At 39.4% G+C, this 23,660-nt stretch carries 24 protein-coding genes; 17 read left to right on the top strand and 7 right to left on the bottom strand.

What is annotated here, in order from left to right:
- The first annotated feature begins 6 nt into the window (after positions 1 to 6).
- The 12 genes from secY (at position 7) to M1F55_RS00720 (ending at position 9,091) form a co-directional block, all read left to right on the top strand.
- Positions 7 to 1,317 (top strand): preprotein translocase subunit SecY, encoded by a 1,311-nt coding sequence (secY, locus tag M1F55_RS00665; protein WP_247947070.1) that lies wholly within the window; start codon positions 7 to 9, stop codon positions 1,315 to 1,317.
- 149 nt (positions 1,318 to 1,466) lie between these two features.
- Positions 1,467 to 2,105, top strand: coding sequence for an adenylate kinase (locus tag M1F55_RS00670; RefSeq protein ID WP_247947071.1), 639 nt, complete (start codon positions 1,467 to 1,469; stop codon positions 2,103 to 2,105).
- Positions 2,106 to 2,221: 116 nt separating this feature from the next.
- Positions 2,222 to 2,440: a translation initiation factor IF-1 gene (infA, locus tag M1F55_RS00675; protein WP_001029883.1), complete on the top strand. Its 219-nt coding sequence runs from the start codon at positions 2,222 to 2,224 to the stop codon at positions 2,438 to 2,440.
- Positions 2,441 to 2,464: 24 nt separating this feature from the next.
- Positions 2,465 to 2,581, top strand: a complete 117-nt coding sequence (rpmJ, locus tag M1F55_RS00680; protein WP_001808836.1) for a 50S ribosomal protein L36 — start codon at positions 2,465 to 2,467, stop codon at positions 2,579 to 2,581.
- Positions 2,582 to 2,598: 17 nt separating this feature from the next.
- A complete protein-coding gene (rpsM, locus tag M1F55_RS00685) occupies positions 2,599 to 2,964 on the top strand; it encodes a 30S ribosomal protein S13 (protein WP_000090781.1) in 366 nt (121 codons plus the stop codon).
- Positions 2,965 to 2,981: 17 nt separating this feature from the next.
- Positions 2,982 to 3,365: a 30S ribosomal protein S11 gene (rpsK, locus tag M1F55_RS00690; protein ID WP_001118385.1), complete on the top strand. Its 384-nt coding sequence runs from the start codon at positions 2,982 to 2,984 to the stop codon at positions 3,363 to 3,365.
- A gap of 42 nt (positions 3,366 to 3,407) precedes the next feature.
- Positions 3,408 to 4,343: a DNA-directed RNA polymerase subunit alpha gene (locus M1F55_RS00695; RefSeq protein ID WP_000568988.1), complete on the top strand. Its 936-nt coding sequence runs from the start codon at positions 3,408 to 3,410 to the stop codon at positions 4,341 to 4,343.
- Between the two features lie 11 nt (positions 4,344 to 4,354).
- A complete protein-coding gene (gene rplQ, locus M1F55_RS00700; RefSeq protein WP_000331493.1) occupies positions 4,355 to 4,741 on the top strand; it encodes a 50S ribosomal protein L17 in 387 nt (128 codons plus the stop codon).
- A gap of 264 nt (positions 4,742 to 5,005) precedes the next feature.
- Positions 5,006 to 5,272, top strand: a complete 267-nt coding sequence (locus M1F55_RS00705) for an ACT domain-containing protein (protein ID WP_000644126.1) — start codon at positions 5,006 to 5,008, stop codon at positions 5,270 to 5,272.
- Positions 5,273 to 5,281: 9 nt separating this feature from the next.
- Complete coding sequence (locus M1F55_RS00710) at positions 5,282 to 6,619, top strand: PFL family protein (protein WP_050203665.1); 1,338 nt, start codon at positions 5,282 to 5,284, stop codon at positions 6,617 to 6,619.
- 17 nt (positions 6,620 to 6,636) lie between these two features.
- On the top strand, positions 6,637 to 8,166 hold the full coding sequence (locus M1F55_RS00715) for an N-acetylmuramoyl-L-alanine amidase family protein (protein ID WP_247947072.1): 1,530 nt from the start codon (positions 6,637 to 6,639) through the stop codon (positions 8,164 to 8,166).
- Between the two features lie 232 nt (positions 8,167 to 8,398).
- Positions 8,399 to 9,091, top strand: a complete 693-nt coding sequence (locus M1F55_RS00720; RefSeq protein ID WP_000241548.1) for a histidine phosphatase family protein — start codon at positions 8,399 to 8,401, stop codon at positions 9,089 to 9,091.
- A gap of 102 nt (positions 9,092 to 9,193) precedes the next feature.
- On the opposite strand, the gene M1F55_RS00725 is transcribed toward M1F55_RS00720, so the two are convergent.
- The 6 genes from M1F55_RS00725 to M1F55_RS00750 all read right to left on the bottom strand — a co-directional run bounded on the left by M1F55_RS00725 (position 9,194) and on the right by M1F55_RS00750 (position 16,899).
- Positions 9,194 to 10,852 carry an ABC transporter permease gene (locus M1F55_RS00725; protein ID WP_000440018.1) on the bottom strand — a complete coding sequence of 553 codons (1,659 nt, stop codon included), beginning with the start codon at positions 10,850 to 10,852 and terminating at the stop codon, positions 9,194 to 9,196.
- Complete coding sequence (locus M1F55_RS00730) at positions 10,842 to 11,933, bottom strand: ABC transporter ATP-binding protein (protein WP_033685580.1); 1,092 nt, start codon at positions 11,931 to 11,933, stop codon at positions 10,842 to 10,844. The genes M1F55_RS00725 and M1F55_RS00730 overlap by 11 nt, the downstream gene beginning before the upstream one ends.
- 12 nt (positions 11,934 to 11,945) lie before the next feature.
- On the bottom strand, positions 11,946 to 12,992 hold the full coding sequence (locus tag M1F55_RS00735; RefSeq protein WP_000731166.1) for an ABC transporter substrate-binding protein: 1,047 nt from the start codon (positions 12,990 to 12,992) through the stop codon (positions 11,946 to 11,948).
- A 161-nt stretch (positions 12,993 to 13,153) separates the two neighbouring features.
- The gene (locus M1F55_RS00740; RefSeq protein ID WP_078238039.1) at positions 13,154 to 14,194 is read right to left on the bottom strand and encodes an ABC transporter substrate-binding protein; all 1,041 of its coding nucleotides are present in this window, start codon (positions 14,192 to 14,194) and stop codon (positions 13,154 to 13,156) included.
- 292 nt (positions 14,195 to 14,486) lie between these two features.
- Positions 14,487 to 15,257 (bottom strand): response regulator transcription factor, encoded by a 771-nt coding sequence (locus M1F55_RS00745; protein WP_000475407.1) that lies wholly within the window; start codon positions 15,255 to 15,257, stop codon positions 14,487 to 14,489.
- Positions 15,250 to 16,899: a sensor histidine kinase gene (locus M1F55_RS00750; protein WP_078228265.1), complete on the bottom strand. Its 1,650-nt coding sequence runs from the start codon at positions 16,897 to 16,899 to the stop codon at positions 15,250 to 15,252. Before M1F55_RS00750 ends, M1F55_RS00745 begins: the two co-directional genes overlap by 8 nt.
- A 147-nt stretch (positions 16,900 to 17,046) precedes the next feature.
- Here M1F55_RS00750 and leuS point away from each other — a divergent pair, with 147 nt between their 5' ends.
- From leuS to M1F55_RS00765, 3 genes are all read left to right on the top strand, one after another.
- The gene (gene leuS, locus M1F55_RS00755; RefSeq protein ID WP_247947073.1) at positions 17,047 to 19,548 is read left to right on the top strand and encodes a leucine--tRNA ligase; all 2,502 of its coding nucleotides are present in this window, start codon (positions 17,047 to 17,049) and stop codon (positions 19,546 to 19,548) included.
- A gap of 194 nt (positions 19,549 to 19,742) precedes the next feature.
- Positions 19,743 to 20,438 carry a GNAT family N-acetyltransferase gene (locus tag M1F55_RS00760; protein ID WP_049515493.1) on the top strand — a complete coding sequence of 232 codons (696 nt, stop codon included), beginning with the start codon at positions 19,743 to 19,745 and terminating at the stop codon, positions 20,436 to 20,438.
- 11 nt (positions 20,439 to 20,449) lie between these two features.
- Complete coding sequence (locus M1F55_RS00765; RefSeq protein WP_084947820.1) at positions 20,450 to 20,866, top strand: GNAT family N-acetyltransferase; 417 nt, start codon at positions 20,450 to 20,452, stop codon at positions 20,864 to 20,866.
- Between the two features lie 427 nt (positions 20,867 to 21,293).
- On the opposite strand, the gene M1F55_RS09005 is transcribed toward M1F55_RS00765, so the two are convergent.
- Complete coding sequence (locus tag M1F55_RS09005) at positions 21,294 to 21,428, bottom strand: hypothetical protein (protein ID WP_257960423.1); 135 nt, start codon at positions 21,426 to 21,428, stop codon at positions 21,294 to 21,296.
- Positions 21,429 to 21,910: 482 nt separating this feature from the next.
- Between M1F55_RS09005 and ruvB the strand changes: the two genes are divergently transcribed.
- Both ruvB and M1F55_RS00775 read left to right on the top strand, forming a co-directional pair.
- Entirely contained in the window at positions 21,911 to 22,909 is a 999-nt protein-coding gene (gene ruvB, locus M1F55_RS00770; protein WP_080977718.1) for a Holliday junction branch migration DNA helicase RuvB, read from the top strand.
- Complete coding sequence (locus M1F55_RS00775; protein ID WP_049515488.1) at positions 22,890 to 23,462, top strand: nucleotidyltransferase family protein; 573 nt, start codon at positions 22,890 to 22,892, stop codon at positions 23,460 to 23,462. Before ruvB ends, M1F55_RS00775 begins: the two co-directional genes overlap by 20 nt.
- Positions 23,463 to 23,660: the final 198 nt, after the last annotated feature.

Below are 23,660 nucleotides of genomic sequence, written 5' to 3' on the forward strand. Positions count from 1 at the left end.
TGACCTATGTTTTTTAAATTATTAAGAGAAGCTCTTAAAGTCAAGCAAGTTCGATCAAAAATTTTATTCACAATTTTTATCGTTTTAGTCTTTCGTATCGGAACTAGCATTACAGTTCCCGGTGTGAATGCCAATAGCTTGAATGCTTTAAGTGGATTATCCTTCTTAAACATGTTGAGCTTGGTCTCAGGGAATGCCATGAAAAACTTCTCAGTTTTTGCTCTTGGTGTTAGTCCCTACATTACGGCCTCTATCGTTGTCCAACTCTTGCAAATGGATATTTTACCCAAGTTTGTAGAGTGGGGTAAACAAGGGGAAGTAGGTCGAAGAAAATTAAATCAAGCTACTCGTTATATTGCTCTAGTTCTAGCCTTTGTGCAATCTATTGGGATTACAGCTGGTTTTAATACTTTGGCTGGAGCTCAATTGTTGAAAACAGCTCTTACTCCACAAGTCTTTATTATGATTGGTATCATCTTAACAGCTGGTAGCATGATTGTGACTTGGTTGGGAGAGCAAATTACAGATAAGGGATACGGAAATGGTGTTTCTATGATTATCTTTGCCGGGATTGTTGCCTCAATTCCAGAGATGATTCAGGGCATCTATGTAGATTACTTTGTGAACGTCCCAAGTAGCCGTATCAACTCATCTATCATTTTCGTAATCATTTTGATTATTACTGTATTGTTGATCATTTATTTTACAACCTATGTTCAACAAGCGGAATACAAAATTCCAATCCAATATACTAAGGTTGCACAAGGTGCTCCATCTAGCTCTTACCTTCCTTTGAAGGTAAACCCAGCTGGAGTTATCCCTGTTATCTTTGCAAGTTCGATTACTGCAGCGCCTGCGGCGATTCTTCAGTTTTTGAGCGCTACAGGTCATGATTGGGCTTGGGTAAGAACAGCACAAGAGTTGCTGGCAACAACTTCACCAACTGGTATTGCCATGTATGCTTTGTTGATTATTCTCTTTACATTCTTCTATACGTTTGTACAGATTAATCCTGAAAAAGCGGCAGAGAACCTACAAAAGAGCGGTGCCTATATCCACGGAGTTCGTCCTGGTAAAGGTACAGAAGAATATATGTCTAAACTTCTTCGTCGTCTTGCAACTGTTGGTTCCCTCTTCCTTGGTGTGATTTCTATTTTACCGATTGTAGCAAAAGATGTTTTCGGACTTTCAGAAGCAGTTGCTTTTGGAGGAACCAGTCTTTTGATCATTATCTCTACAGGTATTGAAGGAATCAAACAATTGGAAGGTTACCTATTGAAACGTAAGTATGTTGGTTTCATGGATAGAACAGAATAAAAGTATTTACGGAGTCAGTAAATGCTGAGGGAGTGGAGGTTTAACTCTAACATTTGTGAGAGTTTGGTCTCCCCTCTTCTATTTTGTTTTTAAATAGGGGTGAAAAGACTTTTTGCTTCTATTTAAAAATAAAATAAGGAGATCAAATCATGAATCTTTTGATTATGGGCTTACCTGGTGCAGGTAAGGGAACTCAAGCAGCAAAAATCGTAGAACAATTCCATGTTGCACATATCTCAACAGGTGATATGTTCCGCGCTGCTATGGCAAATCAAACTGAGATGGGTGTTCTTGCTAAGTCATACATTGACAAGGGTGAATTGGTTCCTGACGAAGTTACAAATGGAATCGTAAAAGAACGTCTTTCACAAGATGATATTAAAGAAACAGGATTCTTGTTGGATGGTTACCCACGTACAATCGAACAAGCTCATGCCTTGGACAAAACATTGGCTGAACTTGGCATTGAACTAGAAGGGGTCATCAACATTGGAGTGAACCCTGACAGCCTCTTGGAACGTTTGAGTGGCCGAATCATCCACCGAGTAACTGGAGAAACTTTCCACAAGGTCTTTAACCCACCAGTTGACTATAAAGAAGAAGATTATTACCAACGTGAAGATGATAAGCCTGAGACAGTCAAACGACGTTTGGATGTGAATATTGCTCAAGGGGAACCAATCATTGCTCACTACCGTGCCAAAGGTTTGGTTCATGACATCGAAGGTAATCAAGATATCAATGATGTCTTCTCAGATATCGAAAAAGTATTGACAAATTTGAAATAAAGCGTTTTTCACACTTGCAAAAATTCGCTACAAATGTTATACTGAGATAGTCTGACTTATAATTGTTGTCTCTGTGTCTAGAGGCATCGAATCGAAATTTATGGAGGTGCTTTTGCGTGGCAAAAGACGATGTGATTGAAGTTGAAGGCAAAGTAGTTGATACAATGCCGAATGCAATGTTTACGGTTGAACTTGAAAATGGACATCAGATTTTAGCAACAGTTTCTGGTAAAATTCGTAAAAACTATATTCGTATTTTAGCGGGAGATCGTGTTACTGTCGAAATGAGTCCATATGACTTGACACGTGGACGTATCACTTACCGCTTTAAATAATCGAAAAACTTGGAGGGATAAGAAATGAAAGTAAGACCATCGGTCAAACCAATTTGCGAATACTGTAAAGTTATTCGTCGTAATGGTCGTGTTATGGTAATTTGCCCAGCAAATCCAAAACACAAACAACGTCAAGGATAAGATAGAAAGGAGAAAACATGGCTCGTATTGCTGGAGTTGACATTCCAAATGACAAACGCGTAGTAATCTCATTGACTTATGTTTATGGTATCGGACTTGCAACATCTAAGAAAATTTTGGCTGCTGCTGGAATCTCAGAAGATGTTCGTGTACGTGATCTCACATCAGATCAAGAAGATGCTATCCGTCGTGAAGTGGATGCAATCAAAGTTGAAGGTGACCTTCGTCGTGAAGTAAACTTGAACATCAAACGTTTGATGGAAATCGGTTCATACCGTGGTATCCGTCACCGTCGTGGACTTCCTGTCCGTGGACAAAACACTAAAAACAACGCTCGCACTCGTAAAGGTAAAGCTGTTGCGATTGCTGGTAAGAAAAAATAATATAGGAGGTAAAAGTCTTGGCTAAACCAACACGTAAACGTCGTGTGAAAAAGAATATCGAATCTGGTATTGCTCATATTCACGCTACATTTAATAACACTATTGTTATGATTACTGATGTGCATGGTAATGCAATTGCTTGGTCATCAGCTGGTGCTCTTGGTTTTAAAGGTTCTCGTAAATCTACACCATTCGCTGCTCAAATGGCTTCTGAAGCTGCTGCTAAATCTGCACAAGAACACGGTCTTAAATCAGTTGAAGTTACTGTAAAAGGTCCAGGTTCTGGTCGTGAGTCAGCTATTCGTGCGCTTGCTGCCGCTGGTCTTGAAGTAACAGCAATTCGTGATGTGACTCCGGTGCCACACAATGGTGCTCGTCCTCCAAAACGTCGCCGTGTATAATCATCGCATTACACTGCTTTTCGTTTAAGAGGGAGTAACTAAATGATCGAGTTTGAAAAACCAAATATAACAAAAATTGATGAAAATAAAGATTATGGCAAGTTTGTAATCGAACCACTTGAACGTGGCTACGGTACAACTCTTGGTAACTCTCTTCGTCGTGTACTTCTAGCTTCTCTACCAGGAGCAGCTGTGACATCTATCAATATTGATGGTGTGTTACATGAGTTTGACACAGTTCCAGGTGTTCGTGAAGATGTGATGCAAATCATTCTGAACATTAAAGGAATTGCAGTGAAATCGTACGTTGAAGACGAAAAAATCATCGAACTAGATGTTGAAGGTCCTGCTGAAGTAACAGCCGGTGACATTTTGACAGATAGCGATATTGAAATTGTAAATCCAGATCATTATCTCTTTACAATCGGTGAAGGTTCTTCGCTAAAAGCGACTATGACTGTTAACAGTGGTCGTGGATATGTACCTGCTGATGAAAATAAAAAAGATAATGCACCAGTTGGAACACTTGCTGTAGATTCTATTTATACACCAGTTACAAAAGTCAACTATCAAGTGGAACCTGCTCGTGTAGGTAGCAATGATGGATTTGACAAATTAACCCTTGAAATCTTGACAAATGGAACAATTATTCCAGAAGATGCTTTAGGGCTTTCAGCACGTATTTTGACAGAACATCTTGATTTGTTTACAAATCTTACTGAGATTGCTAAGTCAACTGAAGTGATGAAAGAAGCTGATACTGAATCTGACGATCGTATTTTGGATCGTACGATTGAGGAACTGGACTTGTCTGTGCGTTCATACAACTGTTTGAAACGTGCCGGTATCAATACTGTGCATGATTTGACAGAAAAATCTGAAGCAGAGATGATGAAAGTACGAAATCTTGGACGCAAGAGTTTGGAAGAAGTGAAACTCAAACTCATTGATTTGGGTCTTGGATTAAAAGATAAATAAAGGAGGAATACATGGCTTACCGTAAACTAGGACGCACTAGCTCACAACGTAAAGCAATGCTTCGCGATTTGACAACTGACCTTTTGATCAACGAATCAATCGTGACAACTGAAGCTCGTGCTAAAGAAATCCGTAAAACTGTTGAAAAAATGATTACTCTAGGTAAACGTGGTGATTTGCATGCACGTCGTCAAGCAGCTGCTTTCGTACGTAATGAAATCGCATCTGAAAACTATGATGAAGCAACTGACAAGTACACTTCTACTACAGCACTTCAAAAATTGTTCTCAGAAATCGCACCTCGTTATGCTGAACGTAACGGTGGATACACTCGTATCCTTAAAACTGAACCACGTCGTGGTGATGCAGCGCCAATGGCGATCATCGAATTAGTATAAAATCATCAATTTTGTTGAGTGTTATGATGATGGAGTCTTGTGCTCTTAGTCTAGCTCTGGTCTACCGCTAGGATTTCGGTCCTAGCGGGAACACTCATCATAAGTTGGGATAGTAGACGCTTGTTTACGAAATTGTTTTTTGCTTAAGAACAACTTCGTAAGCAGGCGTTTTTGAGTATTTTAGTTAGAATTATGCTATACTATTTGAAAAGAATCCTGTTTAATGTTCAGGTTTCTTATTTTAAGAAGAATTGGAGTTTGCTTATGAAAGCGATTATAACTGTTGTTGGTAAAGATAAGTCTGGAATTGTTGCAGGTGTTTCTGGTAAAATTGCAGAATTGGGTTTGAATATTGATGATATCTCTCAAACTGTTTTGGATGAATATTTTACGATGATGGCTGTCGTCTCTAGCGATGAAAAGCAGGATTTTACTTATCTGCGAAATGAGTTTGAAACCTTTGGTCAAACTTTGAATGTAAAAATCAATATTCAGAGTGCAGCGATTTTCGAAGCTATGTATAATATCTAGGAGCTGCACATGGATATTAGACAAGTTACTGAAACCATCGCCATGATTGAGGAGCAAAATTTCGATATCAGAACCATTACCATGGGGATTTCCCTTTTGGACTGTATTGATCCAGATATCAATCGTGCTGCGGAGAAAATTTATCAAAAGATTACGACCAAGGCAGCAAATTTAGTAGCTGTTGGGGATGAAATTGCAGCTGAGTTGGGAATTCCAATCGTAAATAAGCGTGTATCGGTGACACCCATTTCTCTGATAGGGGCAGCGACAGATGCGACGGACTACGTGGTTCTGGCAAAAGCGCTTGATAAGGCTGCGAAAGAGATTGGTGTGGATTTTATTGGTGGTTTTTCTGCCTTGGTACAAAAAGGTTATCAAAAGGGAGATGAGATTCTCATCAATTCTATTCCTCGTGCTTTGGCTGAAACGGATAAGGTTTGCTCGTCAGTTAATATTGGCTCAACCAAGTCTGGTATTAATATGACGGCTGTGGCAGATATGGGACGAGTTATCAAGGAAACGGCAACTCTATCAGATATGGGAGCGGCCAAGTTGGTTGTATTCGCTAATGCTGTTGAGGACAATCCATTTATGGCGGGTGCCTTTCATGGTGTTGGGGAGGCAGATGTTATCATCAATGTCGGAGTTTCTGGTCCTGGTGTGGTGAAACGTGCCTTGGAAAAAGTTCGTGGACAGAGCTTTGATGTAGTAGCAGAAACGGTCAAGAAGACTGCCTTTAAAATCACTCGTATCGGTCAATTGGTTGGTCAGATGGCCAGTGAGAGATTGGGTGTGGAGTTTGGTATTGTGGACTTGAGTTTGGCGCCAACTCCTGCGGTTGGAGATTCTGTTGCACGTGTCCTTGAGGAAATGGGGCTAGAGACAGTTGGTACGCATGGAACGACGGCTGCCTTGGCTCTCTTGAATGACCAAGTTAAGAAGGGCGGAGTTATGGCCTGCAACCAAGTGGGTGGTTTATCAGGCGCCTTTATCCCAGTTTCTGAGGATGAAGGAATGATTGCTGCAGTGCAAAATGGCTCTCTTAATCTAGAAAAACTAGAAGCTATGACGGCTATCTGTTCCGTTGGCTTGGATATGATTGCCATTCCGGAGGATACACCTGCTGAAACCATTGCGGCTATGATTGCGGATGAGGCTGCAATTGGTGTCATTAACATGAAAACAACAGCTGTACGTATCATTCCCAAAGGAAAAGAAGGCGATATGATTGAGTTTGGTGGCCTATTAGGAACTGCACCTGTTATGAAGGTCAATGGAGCTTCGTCTGTCGATTTCATCTCTCGTGGAGGACAAATCCCAGCACCAATTCATAGTTTTAAAAATTAAGAAAATAGGAGAGAATGATGAAAAAAGAAATGAAACATGCTTTAGTAGCTTTAGGACTGTCGACTTTACTAGTCCCAACTTTCGCCAATCAAGTAGTTTATGCGCAGGAAGAAAGCCACGAAACTACCACTAGTGTGAGTCCAGAAGATATTAAGAAAATGATAGAGGAAACGAAAGATGATTTACAAAATTTCAAAAAGCAAGTAGAACATCGTCTCTTTGAAGAAATTGACAAAGGAGAATGGAATATAGTCTCTATTTCCAAGAGTGATGTAAGCTCTATTAGGGATGAATTGAGAGAAGAACTTAATAACAATTTAAAATATTCTATGGAACAGTTAGAAAATCTAAGAAACTATAGCTTAGAAAGAAAAATTCCTTTGAAAGAGTTATCCAAGATTTTATCAGATTTTAAAAAATCGCAATTAAGCTACATTAATGGCGATGGAGAAAAAGGTAATCATTTTGCCTATAGAATGAAGTATGCTGTTGCTAAACTTGCTATATTAAAGAAAAAGAATCTTGTAATTTCTCAAGTAAATAATGATTCTCACTATACAGAATTAGAGAAAAAAGAAATGTTAGCTAGCGTTTCAAGCTACTATGCACCTGGTTTTCATCAATCTGGTTTCAATGTTGATAGTGATAAGTATTTATCATTAGATAATAATAAAGATGATATAAACACTTATATTAAGAAAGTTTCTCTATTTTTATCTAACAGTCATTATCCGATTTCTACAGTACCTAAAGAAAAGAATATCCGAGAAATTAATGCTGTTGCCTTTATGGAGAAGACAGCTATTAGTAATGATGATACACTTTCGAAAGCAGAAAAGATTTCTATGTTTAGTAAGATTGATGATATAGTTGAAGAAGGAATACACAAAGTCAAGAAAGAAGCTGGTCTTTTATATGAGGCGAAACCTGAGTTAGTACACATGTTATCCCCTGAAGAATTATCTGTATTTACTAAGCGTATTGAGGATGTTTACCAAGGCAAAGCTAAGCCTAAGGTGACAAAAGAAGAGGCTATTCAAGCAGTTTCTACTGTTACATCAGCCACAGTTTCATCTTCATCTCAAGCTACTGTTACTGCTAATGGAGAGACTAAGAAGGATTATCAAGCAAGTAAGTGGCTTAAAGAGTCTGGCAAATGGTACTATAATGACCTTTCTGGTAACCTTGTAAGAAACCGTTGGGTAGGCCGTTATTATCTAAAAGCAGATGCTTCAATGGCTGCAAGTGAATGGATTTATGATGAAGACTATAAGAGCTGGTTTTATGTAGATTCAACTGGTAGTTATGTGGAGAAAGCTTGGCAGGGTGAATACTACCTAAAACGTGGCGGTTACATGGCTAAGAGTGAGTGGGTATTTGATTCTCAGTATGATAGTTGGTATTATCTGAACCAAGATGGTAAGTACGCTCGCAACCAATGGATTAAAGATGGGGATAAGTGGTATTACTTGCTAGCTGATGGAAAATTAGCAAAAAATATGTCCATTAATGGCTATAAAGTAAACGAAAAAGGTGAATGGGTTTAATTTTTTAAGTTCTATTTAAGGTTAGCTGTGTATACTATAATCATTAAATAAAGACCTCCTAATATTATTTGAAACAGATAACACTGATTTAGTTTGAATTTGATTTTCATCTAATATCTTTATTTAATAGAACTCCTAAACTTTTTCATAATAATCTCCTGCAAAAGTCGCCTGTATGGGTGGCTTTTGTTTTATCATCCATGATATAATAGAAGCAAACGGAGGACGGAAAATGGTAAAAGTACGATTGTATTTGGTACGTCATGGCAAGACCATGTTTAACACGATTGGTCGCGCGCAAGGTTGGAGTGATACTCCCTTAACAGCTGAAGGTGAGAGAGGGATTCAAGAATTAGGAATCGGTTTGCGAGAATCTGGTCTACAGTTTGAGCGTGCTTATTCGAGTGATTCTGGTCGCACTATTCAGACAATGGGAATTATCCTTGATGAACTTGGCTTGCAGGGAAAAATCCCTTATCGCATGGACAAGCGTATCAGAGAATGGTGTTTTGGTAGCTTTGACGGAGCTTATGATGGTGATCTTTTCATGGGCATTATTCCTCGTATCTTTAATGTGGACCATGTTCATCAATTGTCTTATGCTGAACTGGCTGAGGGTTTGGTAGAGGTCGATACAGCTGGTTGGGCTGAAGGCTGGGAAAAACTCAGTGGCCGAATCAAGGAAGGTTTTGAAGCGATTGCCAAAGAAATGGAAGAACAAGGTGGGGGCAATGCCCTTGTCGTCAGCCACGGAATGACCATTGGAACCATTGTTTATTTGATTAATGGCATGCATCCGCATGGTCTAGATAATGGTAGCGTGACGATCCTTGAATATGAGGACGGCCAGTTTAGCGTAGAAGTTGTCGGTGACCGTAGTTACCGAGAACTAGGACGTGAGAAGATGGAAGAAGCCTCTATTTAATCAGTCTAGACTTGCTTGTTATGAACTAGGGATTTGATAAGAATATCAAGATAAGAAAAAACAGCCGAGGGTAATCTTTTCGGCTGTTTTTGATGGGGGAAACTAAAGTGTAATGCTGTTGCTTTTAGAGATTTTCATAAACAAGAGCAAGGAACCTACTGTTAGAACAGTCAGGATAGTTGACAAGGCTGCGGCTACACCGTAATTCCCTCTGAGAACCTCTGTATAAATGGCTACAGTCATTGTTCTTGTTTTGACATTGTAGAGGAGGATAGAAGTAGAGAGTTCTGAAATCATTGTAACCCAAGATAGGATAGCTCCAGAAATAATACCAGATAGCATCATTGGAGTTGTAATCTTGGCAAAGGTATTGAGACGGCTACTTCCTAAGCTTTCAGCAGCTTCTTCAATACTTGGTGCTATTTGTTGCAAGCTAGCAACAGATGAGCGAATAGTATACGGTAATCTTCTGACAGATAGAGACATAATCAAGATGAAAGCAGTTCCTGTAATCATAAGAAATCCACTTCCAAATAGACCGGTATTGAAGGAAGAAATGAAGGCAATCCCTAGAACAGTTCCGGGTACAATATAAGGGACCATACTGAGGCTGTCAATTAAGTTTGTAAACAAATTCCGTTTTCTAACGGCTAGGTAGGAGATAAATGTTGCGAATAGGACAACTAGAACTAAGGCAATCAAAGGGATACGAATAGTATTGAAAATAGCAGATCCCATACGATTGAAAGCTACCTTGTAACTGTTTAGAGAATAACCTTTGACAAATACCATACCTGATGTTTTTAGGAAAGAAGTATAAATCAAGTAGACTTGAGGTAGAACAGAGAACAAGATAATTCCGTAGACTGTTGCATAAATGGCAGCCATTTTTCCTTTTGTAGTTTTTTTAGGCTCAATTGGATGGAGCGAATTCATGCTGAAACTGTAGCGGTTTGAGATGTATTTTTGGATAAGGAAGATTGCCAAGGCAATGATAATCGCCATAATTGCTAAAGCAGATGCAAAAGCAGAATTTCCTCCAACCTCGCTAATGAATTGGGTATAAATCAAGACGGGGAAAGTCCGATATCCTTCACCAATCAACATAGGCGTTCCAAAATCTGAGAATGCTCTCATAAACACAAGCAGGGCAGCAGCTAGTAAGGTTGGAACTAGGAGAGGTAAAACAACCGTTACGATACGCTTAAATCCGAAGGACCCCATGCTTTCAGCAGCTTCAAGTAGAGAATTGTCAATACTTTTCATTGTCCCAGCAACGTATAGAAATACCAGTGGGAATAGTTGCAGTGTAAAGACAAGTACAATTCCTTTGAATCCATAAATATCAATAGCTGGAAGATGAAGAGTATTTGTCATGAATTTTGTGATGACCCCATTTCGTCCCAGCAAGAGAATCCAGGAGTAGGCTCCCACGAAAGGAGCTGACATGGAAGCAATGATAATCAATATTTGTAGAAATTTCTTTCCCTTGAAGTCATACATGGAAAAAAGATAAGCTAATAGGGTTCCTACAACTAAGGAAGTGACAGTAGCGGTAATGGAGACCTTGAAACTGTTGACAAGTGTCTCAGAGTAGTAAGCTTTACTAAAGAAAGTGACAAAATTAGCTAGTGAGAATTGTCCTTCATGTATGAGTGCTTGCTTGAGCACGGTAACGATAGGATAAACGAGAAAGACAAGATAGGTAAGAAAGATGAAGAAAGAGGAGGCTGTCCAAATATTTAGTTTTTTACGTTCCATGGTTGACTCCTTTTATCAGGTTTTGGGAACCATCTGCAGAAAAGACGTTTAATTTTTGAGTATTGATTCGTAGACGAATACGATCGCCTTTTTGTAGATCTTCTTCAAAAGTTGATTCTTCGCTAACCTGAATTTTTGAGGCAAAGCCTGTTTCAATGAAATACTCCGTATTTAGTCCAAGATAGACGCTATCGCTAATAGTTCCTTCAATATCTCCAGATTCATCTTTGATAAATTCTTCAGGACGAATGCTTACATGAATGGCTTGCTCCTCAGCCTGATCAAGAGCTGGCATTCGAAGAGCATAGCCATCTGAAAAGACGATATAAGCGCCGTCGCTCCGTTTTTCGAGATTGGCAGGGATAATATTTGTGCGTCCGATAAAGGTTGCTACAAACTCATTAGCTGGTTTATGATAGAGTTCTTTTGGTCGACCGATTTGTTGGATGACTCCGTCTTTCATAACAGCAATTTGATCTGAAATAGCCATAGCTTCTTCTTGGTCGTGGGTCACATAAACGGTTGTAATTCCCACTTCGTGTTGGATTTCTCGAATGGCTTGACGCATATCCAAGCGAAGTTTGGCATCCAGATTACTAAGGGGCTCGTCCATGAGGAGAACACTTGGATTAACAGCTAAGGCACGTGCCAAGGCGACACGTTGTTGTTGTCCACCACTGAGTTTATCGGGCTTCCGATCCGCATATTGAGCAATTTGCATGAGTTCAAGATACTTATTGGTTTGTTGGACTAATTCTTCTTTCGGAACCTTCTTTTGCTTAAGACCAAAAGCAACATTGTCTCGGACAGTCAAATGTGGGAAAATAGCGTAGTTTTGGAAAACCATCCCGATATTGCGTTTGCTGGGTTCCATATTATTGATTTTTGTATCATCGAAGTAAAATTCTCCACCTTCGATACTGTTGAAACCTGCAATCATACGAAGAAGGGTCGTTTTCCCACACCCTGAAGGCCCAAGAAGGGTAAAGAGACTTCCTTTTGGAATTGTAATGTTCAAATTCTCAATAACAGGGACATCGTGATAGATTTTTTTTGCGTTAATAATTTTGATCTCACTCATAGTGAACCTCTTTTACTGTTTAGATTGGATATCTGTAAAGACTTCGTTGTATTTTTTAACGATATCTGATTTATTCTTGATGACATAATCATAATCTTCAGTGAGTGTTTTGATTTTGTCAATTGGTTTCATATTTTCGCTCGTTTTAGCATTTTTACGAACAGGACGGTTAGTAGTGGTTGTACCAAGTGTATCTTGTACTTCTTGAGAGATAATAAAATCGATAAATTTCTTGGCATTTTCCATATTTTTCGCTTTTTTAACGATAGCAGCACTAGCAGGTAGGAAGACTGTTCCTTCTTTTGGATAGACTACCTTAATGTTAGCTCCGTCATTTAAGAGTTTAACTGCTGGATCTTCATAAGAGAGACCAACAGCCATTTCTCCGTCAGCGACTGCTTTATAGACACCAGATGAGCTTGAACCGATTTTACCATCAATAAGTGTGAAGAGATCTTTTACATAAGACCAAGCTTTATCGTCTTTGTAACCACCTTGAGCTTGGAGCATATTTGTTAATTGAGCAAAGGCGCTAGAAGAGTTTGCTGGGTCAGCAGTTGCGATTTTTCCTTTTAGTTCAGGTTTGAGAAGGTCGCTATATCCTTCGATGTTCATGCCTTTCGTTAAATCAGGATTGACGATTAAAACACTACCATCCAGTGTATAAGGAGTAGAGTAGCCAGTTGTGTTTTGATATTCTTTGATAACATTATCATTTTCTTTTGAAGTATAGTTTTCAAAGAGTTCTCCGTGGGTAGCATATTGCGTATAAGAACCACCAAAGATGACATCGGCTACAGGTGCTTCTTTTTCTGACTCTAGTTTTTTGAAAAGTTCTCCAGTACCAGCTTGAATCAGTTCTACTTTGATACCATATTTTTCTTCAAAGGCAGGAATAGTTGCTCCGATTAAGCCCTCTGAGTTTGGTGAATAAACGACTAGCGAACCGCCGTCTCCTTTATCAGATGAACCGCCATCGGCAGATTCATTAGAAGAACAAGCAGCAAGACCAAAAAGAGCTAGTCCGCAAGCAGCATAATACATCCATTTCTTTTTCATGATGGATACCTCCGTTATGTTATTTAAGTTTATTTTAAAACAATGTAAGCGTTTTTAAAACTGATAATTCTATTCTATTAGAGTAAAATTCTCTACAAAAACGGAAGTAATCTTTTGATTTTATAGTAGGGTGCGACAGTTAATCATTGGGAAATCAAATTTTATTTTTTAGATAGAATATCTGTGAAAATATCATTGTACTTTTTAAGAATAGCGGATTTGTTTTTAATGACATAATCGGAATCTTCGGTGGCAATCTTGATTTCTGTCATAGCCTTCATATTTTTATTGGTTTTAGCATTTTTACGAATGGGTCTGATTGTTGTTTCAGTTCCTAGCTTATCTTGGATTTCTTGAGAAAGGAGGAAATCGATAAATTTCTTAGCGTTTTCCATGTGTTTGGCATTTTTGACGATAGCTGCGTTACCAGGTAAAAAGACGGTTCCTTCTTTTGGATAAATGACTTTTACATCAACCCCATCATTTAAGAGTTTTAAAGCAGGATCTTCATAGGTGAGTCCAACAGCCATTTCCCCATCGGCGACAGCTTTGTAAACATTTGAAGAACTAGATGCAATCTTTCCATCTACTAGGGTAAATAGATTTTTTACATAGGTCCAAGCTTGTTCATTTTCGTATCCACCTTGGTCTACAAGCATGTTTGTTAATTGAGCAAAGGCACTAGAAGCATTACTTGGATCAGCAGTAGCAATTTTTCCTTTTAATTTAGGATTGAGTAGATCATTGTAGCCTTCAATTTTTATATCTTTTGTAAGGGCTGAATTGGCAATGATAACACTGACATCCAGTGTGTAAGGGGTGTAGAATCCAGTTTTATTTTGATATTCAGGGATTATCTGGTCGTTTTCTTGAGAAATATAAGGTTCAAAAAGTTTTTCGTTAGAAGAGAAGAGGGCGTAGGAGCCTCCGAAAATGACATCGGCTACTGGGGATTCTCTTTCGGCCTCAGCTTTTTTGAATAATTCACCAGTGCTGGCTTGTACTAAATCAACCTTAATACCATATTTTTCTTCGAAGGAAGGGATTGTTTCTTCGATAAGGTCTTCAGGGTTAGGCGAGTAGACAACCAAAGTGTTATCTGAATCTTTTTCAGCGCTAGTTTCTGCTTCTATAGGTGAAGAACATCCTGATAAAGAAAGGAATATCCATCCACAAGAGAGAAAGAATAGTATTTTTTTCATAAGTATCTCCTTTTTTACGAACAATTTCTCTACCTAGATTGTTAATGTTTTTAAATTGTAGAGTTCTACAGGATATAATAAAAACCTTAAAGAAATCTAAAACGGGAAATAGGAAATGGGTTCCTAGAGCAAGGATGGGTGAATTGTAGCTGAGATTTTGATGGTAATACTCTTCAAAACACGTCGCTTTATCTGCAATCTCAAAGCTATGATTTGAGTAGTTAGCACTTTGATTTTCATTGGGTAAAAGCACAAAATAAAAAGATTGCCTGAGCTGAGCAATCCTTTTACATCAATGGTTTTTATCCATGAGTTTTAATTCTTTTGGAGAAATATGGAGATACTTTTTAAAAACTTTTGCAAAATATTTATAGTCTGAAAATCCAATTTGTTCAGAGATATCGCTTAGGGGGGAATTGGGGGATTCAGCCATTTTATCTATAGCTTGCTTGAGGCGGTAGCGTAAGATATATTCATTTAGCGTCATTGGGAAGTCTTCTTTGATAACCTTATATAGATAACTTTCGCTATACCCTAGATTCTCTGCAATGCTAGAAATGGTAAAGTGCATACAGTAGTGTTGATGAACAAATTCAAGAATTTGCTGAATGATTTGGTTTTGTGTATCAATTTGTTGGATAGAGGTAAGTAAAGTTTGATATTCTTCTAAAAAAGGAGTTTCTTGACGAGTGCTAACTCGTAATCGCAAAACAATTTTTTGAAGACATTCTGTCAACTCCTTGGTATCAATTGGTTTGGATAAGAAATCAACTGCCCCATATTGCATGGCTTTTTTGGCATTTTGAAAATCGTTATAACCTGATAAAATAACTTTTTCATAGGAGAGAGTACGAGTGGCTTCGAACATCATAAAAGCATCCATAATTGGCATTGTGATGTCTGTTAAGACAATATGAGGTTCTTTTTCTTGGATGAGTTTCATTCCCTCTTGACCGTGACTGGCAGTTCCTACTACTTGGATACCTAAGGCAGAGTAGTCTACGGCAATCTCTAGCCATTTTCGAATGAGGTGTTCGTCTTCTACGATAATGAGCTTAAACATGAGTTAGTCCTTTCGTTATAAATTTGACCCAAGTTTCTCCTTGGCGATTGACTCCTAAATCTAGCTGGACATCAGAAAAGAAATTGCTCAATCGTTTATAGCTGTTAACGATGCCATGCTGGGTATGAGGGCTTTCTAAAGAGTCTAAAATAGCGAGTCGCTCTTGTTTTGTGAGTCCTCCAGCATTATCCTTGACTAAAAAAGTTAGAGAATCTGCTTCCAAGGTAATTTGGATATCAATATGAAGATCAATACGGTATTGCATCCCATATTTTATAGCATTTTCTACTAGAGGAAGCAAGAAAAGTTTAGGAATAGGTTGATTATCGATAGTTTCTGGGCAGACAATATCATAGGAAAAGTGCTCGAAACGAATCTTATGAATAATAAGGTAATCCTCTATAATCTTTAAATCTTGGCAAATGGTTGTTTCTTTTTCTAAATCGGTGATACTGTAGCGAAGAATGCGCGTGAGATTTTGAATCAGGTCTTGTGTGAGAGCTGCATCCATTAAAGAAGTGATTTTAATCGTCTCAAGTGTATTGTAGAGAAAATGAGGATTGAACTGAGCTTCCAGCATTTTTCTTTCAAAAATCCACTTTTCTTTTTCGATGGTCAACATTTTCTGATGAAGTTGATCTAATTCATACAACATATTATTAATTTTTTCGGCCATAAATTCAAACTCATCACCTGTTTGTAGAGAAAGTCTTTTTTCTGCTTGTTTGGGAATTTCTTGAAGTTGGTAAACTAAGCTTTCAATAGGAACAGCGTTGTGTGTAGCAATCTTATGAGCAATTCGTCTTGCTTGCCAGAAGTAGAGGAAGAATATACATAAGGTGAGAATGGAGGCTAGGCCGAGTAAGCTAGGAATAGGAAAAAAGGATTGAAAAGTATAGATTGAAAAAATAGCACCGACTTTTTCTTTTTGAACAATAAGCGGTTCATTCTCATACCAGTGGGTACGAGAGTGTAGGAGTTTTTCATCAAATTTTTCAAGAGTGGAGCGAGTGAACTGGTTTGTATTGTTGGAAAACATATTTCCAAAGCTATCGGTAATGATGTATTTAGAATTTATCATTGGGAAACTTGAGATGAAATCATTCTCATTTACGAAAGCAATCGTATAGGCTATAACTCGTTGGTTTTGAAGTAGTGGTTTGATAAAGAGTGTGTAATGTTGCTTATCTGAAGAGAGTGCAATTTTTTCTGTAACTTTTTCTTGAGAAGGATTTTGAATGAGCAGTTTTAGATAGTAGGGAGATAAAATACTTTCTTGATGATTGCGATTGGTACTAAATAGTAATTCACCTGTATCACTTAGGATAATGAGGTCAGAACTAAGTTTTAATTTAGCTTTTGTCTCGTAAAATAAGCTAAAGACTTCTCTCTCTGTGTGTTTGCCATCCAAAAATCCAGGAATCATTTTATAGTTCATAGTGGTCAGGAGCTCATTATTTGCTTCTTTCATCTCTTGAACTTGTTTGACAATCTGTCTCGTGTCTTTGGAGAGTTGTTGCTTTTGTAAAAAATAGGAAAAACCAAAAAGTAAAATGAGTAGTAAAAGAGAGGTCATAAAGGCTGCGATAGAGCTTCTATGGAGAATTTCTTTTTGGAGAGATTTTTTAAAGGAATGAGACATCCGCTACCTCCTTGGAAGGGTTTTCTGTTATAAGTATAGCAGTTTAAAAATTCTAGAGCAAGGTAAAATAGAAAAGTATAGAATAGAACGAGACCAAATTCCCTCAAAAATGGTATAATAGTAACATCACAAAATTGGAGAGAGACCATGAGTTTTTACAATCATAAAGAAATTGAGCCTAAGTGGCAGGGCTACTGGGCAGAACATCATACATTTAAGACAGGAACAGATGCATCAAAACCTAAGTTTTATGCTCTTGATATGTTTCCTTATCCGTCTGGAGCGGGTCTGCACGTAGGACATCCAGAAGGTTATACCGCAACGGATATCCTCAGCCGTTTCAAACGTGCGCAAGGCTACAATGTCCTTCACCCAATGGGTTGGGATGCTTTTGGTTTGCCTGCAGAGCAATACGCTATGGATACAGGTAATGACCCAGCAGAATTTACAGCTGAGAACATTGCCAACTTCAAACGCCAAATCAATGCGCTTGGATTTTCTTATGACTGGGATCGTGAAGTCAATACAACAGATCCAAACTACTACAAGTGGACCCAATGGATTTTCACTAAGCTTTACGAAAAAGGCTTGGCCTATGAAGCGGAAGTGCCAGTAAACTGGGTTGAGGAATTGGGAACAGCCATCGCCAACGAAGAGGTTCTTCCTGACGGAACTTCTGAGCGTGGAGGCTATCCAGTTGTCCGCAAGCCAATGCGCCAATGGATGCTCAAAATCACGGCTTACGCAGAGCGCTTGCTCAATGATTTAGATGAACTAGATTGGCCGGAGTCTATCAAGGACATGCAACGCAACTGGATTGGGAAATCAACTGGTGCTAATGTAACTTTTAAAGTTAAGGGAACAGACAAGGAATTCACAGTCTTTACCACTCGTCCGGACACCCTTTTCGGTGCGACTTTCACTGTTTTGGCTCCTGAACATGATTTGGTTGACGCTATCACAAGTCCAGAGCAAGCAGAAGCAGTAGCAGACTATAAACACCAAGCTAGCCTCAAGTCTGACTTGGCTCGTACAGACCTTGCCAAAGAAAAAACTGGTGTTTGGACTGGTGCTTATGCCATCAACCCTGTCAATGGTAAGGAAATTCCAATCTGGATTGCCGACTATGTTCTTGCTAGTTACGGAACAGGTGCCGTTATGGCTGTGCCTGCCCACGATCAACGTGACTGGGAATTTGCCAAACAATTTGACCTTCCAATCGTAGAAGTACTTGAAGGTGGAAATGTAGCAGAAGCTGCCTACACAGAAGATGGCCTTCACGTTAATTCAGACTTCCTAGATGGACTCAACAAAGAAGACGCAATTGCTAAGATTGTGGCTTGGTTGGAAGAAAAAGGCTGTGGTCAAGAGAAGGTGACCTACCGTCTCCGCGACTGGCTCTTTAGCCGTCAACGTTACTGGGGTGAGCCAATTCCTATCATTCATTGGGAAGACGGAACTTCAACAGCTGTTCCTGAAAATGAATTGCCACTTGTCTTGCCAGTAACCAAGGATATCCGTCCTTCAGGTACTGGTGAAAGTCCACTAGCTAATTTGACAGATTGGCTTGAAGTGACTCGTGAAGATGGCGTCAAAGGTCGTCGTGAAACCAATACTATGCCACAGTGGGCTGGTTCAAGCTGGTACTACCTCCGCTATATCGACCCACACAATACTGAGAAATTGGCTGATGAGGATCTTCTCAAACAATGGTTGCCAGTAGATATCTATGTGGGTGGTGCAGAGCATGCCGTTCTTCACTTGCTTTACGCTCGTTTCTGGCATAAATTCCTCTATGACCTCGGTGTTGTTCCGACTAAGGAACCATTCCAAAAACTCTTTAACCAAGGAATGATTTTGGGAACCAGCTACCGTGACCACCGTGGGGCTCTTGTGGCAACCGACAAGGTTGAAAAACGTGACGGTTCTTTCTTCCATGTGGAAACAGGAGAGGAGTTGGAGCAAGCGCCAGCCAAGATGTCTAAATCGCTCAAGAACGTTGTTAACCCAGATGATGTTGTGGAACAATACGGTGCCGATACCCTTCGTGTCTATGAAATGTTTATGGGACCACTTGATGCTTCGATTGCTTGGTCTGAAGAAGGTCTGGAAGGAAGCCGTAAGTTCCTTGACCGTGTTTACCGTTTGATTACAAGCAAGGAAATTGTTGCAGAAAACAATGGCTCTCTCGACAAGGTTTACAACGAAACCGTTAAAGCTGTCACAGAGCAAATCGAGTCCCTCAAATTCAACACAGCCATTGCTCAACTTATGGTCTTTGTCAACGCTGCTAACAAGGAAGACAAACTCTATGTGGACTACGCCAAAGGCTTTATCCAATTGATTGCCCCATTTTCACCTCACTTGGCAGAAGAACTCTGGCAAACAGTTGCGGCAACAGGTGAGTCAATCTCTTACGTGGCTTGGCCAACATGGGACGAAAGCAAATTGGTTGAAGACGAAATCGAAATCGTTGTCCAAATCAAAGGAAAAGTTCGTGCCAAACTCATGGTCGCTAAAGACCTATCACGCGAAGAATTGCAAGAAATTGCTCTAGCGGATGAAAAAGTCAAAGCAGAAATTGACGGTAAGGACATCGTGAAAGTAATTGCGGTACCTAACAAACTCGTTAATATCGTCGTTAAATAACGAGTTTATTAGCTCTATCTGCCACCTTCAATAGTCCACTGGACTATTGAAGCCAACCAAATTGGTTAATATTGTTGTGAAATAAGATAGGAATCCTTCAGAGTAGAATCTGGAGGATTTTTTGAGTCTTCTTATGAAAGTATGATATACTATGGGCAACTATAAAGTTTGGAAAGCAAAACAAGGGGAAAGTTATGCCAGTAAATGAATATGGTCAAATGATTGGTGAGTCAATGGAAGGTTATACACCAGGTGAACTGCCTTCTATTGATTTCTTAGAAGGGCGATATGCTCGAATAGAAGCTCTTTCAGTGGAAAAGCATACGGAGGATTTATTAGCTGTTTATGGTCCGGATACTCCTCGGGAGATGTGGACCTACCTTTTTCAGGAACCAGTGGCAGATATGGAGGAGCTGGTTACCCTTTTAAATCAGATGTTAGCTCGTAAGGACCGTTTTTACTATGCAATCATAGACAAGGAAACTGGTAAAGTTTTAGGAACTTTTTCTCTCATGCGTATTGACCAGAATAACCGAGTAATAGAAGTGGGAGCTGTCACTTTTTCTCCAGAGCTCAGGGGGACAAGGATAGGGACAGAAGCTCAGTATCTCTTGGCTCGCTATGTCTTTGAGGAGCTTAACTATCGTCGCTATGAGTGGAAATGTGATGCCTTAAATCTGCCATCAAGACGAGCTGCGGAGCGTTTGGGCTTTATTTATGAAGGAACCTTCCGTCAGGCAGTCATTTATAAGGGGCGTACGAGGGATACGGATTGGTTGTCTATGATTGATAAGGACTGGCCAAAAGTCAAAACGCGTTTGGAAACGTGGTTGTCTCCTGAAAATTTTGACCAAAATGGACGACAGTACAAGAGTTTGAGAGAACTCTAAGAGGTGGTGACATGATAATCATTAGAAAACAAGAAATTGTCCAGCTCGAGGATGTTTTTTATCTCTATCAGGCTGTCGGTTGGACAAATTATACAAATCAACCTCAGATGCTGGAGCAGGCCTTATCTCATTCATTAGCGATTTATGTGGCACTTGATGGCGATGCTGTGGTAGGCTTGATTCGTTTGGTTGGCGATGGATTCTCATCAGTATTGGTTCAGGATTTAATTGTTTTACCAATCTATCAGCGTCAAGGGATTGGTAGCGCCTTGATGAAAGAGGCTTTAGAGGATTACAAAGATGCCTATCAAGTCCAGCTGGTGACAGGCCAGACAGAAAGAACCTTGGGATTCTATCGTTCTATGGGCTTTGAAATCTTATCCACCTATAATTGTATAGGAATGACTTGGATGAATCGAGAAAAATAATAAAATTTGTTTTTTATTAAGCAAAATTTAAGGATGGTCTAGTATTATATAGTCATTAAATAAAGACCTCCTAACTTTATTTAATGAAATCCTAAAACTTTTTTCATCATAATCTCCTAATGAAGCCACCCAATCAGGTGGCTTTTTTCGTGGATAGGTGATGGTGATAGATTTTTTTTGCAAAATAGTAAAATTTGAGAAAAGTTAAGCTAGTTTTAAGCTTTGTCTTGTATCATATAGTTATTAAATAAAGACCTCCTAACTTTATTTAATAAAATCCTAAACTTTTCTTTTTCATAATAATCTCCCTTAACTCCACCCAATCAGGTGGAGTTTTTTGGCTCTATTTCAGGATTTTGGGGACTATTCTAAAAATCATTTTCCGATATTTTTCGGATTTTGGTCGGGGAATTGGCGGGGACTTTTTTTAGCGAATATGACTAATAAATAGGTCTGTTGTCGCTTCAGCTACTTCAAACTCAATTTGATTGTAAGTGACTGTTAATTGAAGGACTGGAACTGCTGTAATAATGTTCTTGGTTGTCGAGGAGTGAGTCATCATATTGTTGTACAGCGGTTAAAGCTTGCGAAGCTGAGAATGTAAATCTTTGACGAAATGTGTGAACTGTGGGATAATGAAAGAGAATTAAGTATTGTGTCTATATCATAGGCTAGAAAAGACCCCAAGCTCACGTCCAAATAAGCTTGGGGTCTTTTTTGACACTATCTATCTTTGTTTAGCCATTTATCGACTAATACCCTTCGAAAATCAAATTCAAACCACGTCAGCTTCACCTTGCCGTACTCAAGTACAGCCTGCGGCTAGCTTCCTAGTTTGCTCTTTGATTTTCATTGAGTATAAGCGAAGAACAACACCGACCACAATTGGTCCGATGATAATTTTAAGGATTAGTTCCATCATGGGCTATCTTACTTCCTATCGCAGGCGATGAAGCAGTGATGTAGAATAAAGTGCTAAAGTCGAGGGTCATCTAATCAGGTGGCTTTTTTGTTTGTGGCTTGGTTTTTTGATATAATAGAGCCATGAGTAGAATTTTAGATAATGAGATAATGGGGGACGAGGAGTTAGTAGAACGCACGCTCCGTCCTCAGTATTTACGTGAATATATTGGGCAGGATAAGGTCAAGGACCAGCTTCAAATCTTTATAGAAGCTGCCAAAATGCGGGATGAAGCGCTGGATCATGTGCTTTTATTTGGCCCTCCAGGCTTGGGAAAAACGACCATGGCTTTTGTTATTGCCAATGAACTAGGTGTCAATCTCAAGCAGACTTCGGGTCCAGTCATTGAAAAAGCCGGTGATTTGGTAGCGATTTTGAATGACTTAGAGCCTGGGGATGTTCTCTTTATTGATGAGATTCATCGTTTGCCAATGTCAGTGGAAGAGGTGCTTTATAGTGCCATGGAGGACTTCTACATTGATATCATGATTGGGGCTGGTGAAGGCAGTCGCAGTGTTCATTTGGAGTTGCCACCTTTCACTTTGATTGGTGCGACGACTCGGGCTGGTATGCTCTCAAATCCGCTACGGGCACGTTTTGGAATTACAGGTCACATGGAGTATTATGCCCATGCTGACTTGACGGAAATTGTTGAGCGGACGGCAGATATTTTTGAGATGGAAATCACTCATGAGGCAGCATCTGAATTAGCCCTACGTAGTCGTGGAACCCCTCGTATTGCCAATCGTCTCCTCAAACGCGTGCGCGATTTTGCCCAGATTATAGGGAATGGGGTTATCGATGATCTTATTACTGATAAGGCTTTGACTATGCTGGATGTTGACCATGAAGGTCTGGACTATGTGGACCAGAAAATCCTTCGCACCATGATTGAGATGTACGGTGGTGGTCCTGTTGGTCTAGGAACTCTTTCTGTTAACATAGCAGAAGAGCGTGAGACAGTTGAAGACATGTATGAGCCCTACTTGATTCAAAAGGGTTTTATCATGCGGACACGGTCTGGACGGGTGGCGACTGCTAAGGCATATGAGCACTTAGGTTATGAATATAGTGAAAAATGAGCAAGAAATTCTAGAGGCTTTCAGAGAAAATCCGGATATGATGGCTATTTTGACTATCATCCGAAACCTTGGTCTGAAAGATTCTTGGTTGGCAGCAGGTTCTGTCAGAAATTTTATCTGGAATCTCTTGTCAGAGAGACCAGCATTTGATCTTGAAACAGATGTAGATGTGATTTTCTTTGATCCGGATATTTCTTATGAGGAAACCTTGTTCCTAGAGAAAAAGTTGAGAGCGGATTTTCCTCAGTATCAGTGGGAATTGAAAAATCAGGTCTATATGCACCAGCACAGCCCTCATACTGCTCCCTATAGCAGCTCTTGTGATGCTATGAGTAAGTATCCAGAACGATGTACGGCTGTTGGACTGCGCTTGAATGAAAAATCCGTTTTGGAACTCTTTACTCCATACGGTTTGGAGGATATTTTGAATTTTCAAGTTCGTCCAACTCCTCATTTTTTAGAGAATCAAGACCGAATGGTTCTCTATCGAACACGTCTATCCAAGAAAAATTGGCAGGAGAAATGGAAAAATTTGATTTTAAAAAATACTTAAGGAAACTTTAAGCTAGGAAGTGTATACTAAGTCCATAAGTTAAGAAGACCTTAACTTAAACTCCTAAAACTTTTTCATAATAATCTCCCTATAAAAAATAGAGTCGCCCAATCAGGCGGCTTATTTTTTTGAAAAATGGGCTTGGTGCCTGAGAATAATACTCAATGAAAATCAAAGAGCAAACTAGGAAGCTAGCCG

Origin of the sequence: Streptococcus mitis, assembly GCF_023109235.1 — a bacterium.
GTDB classification, from domain to species: Bacteria; Bacillota; Bacilli; order Lactobacillales; family Streptococcaceae; genus Streptococcus; species Streptococcus mitis_DA.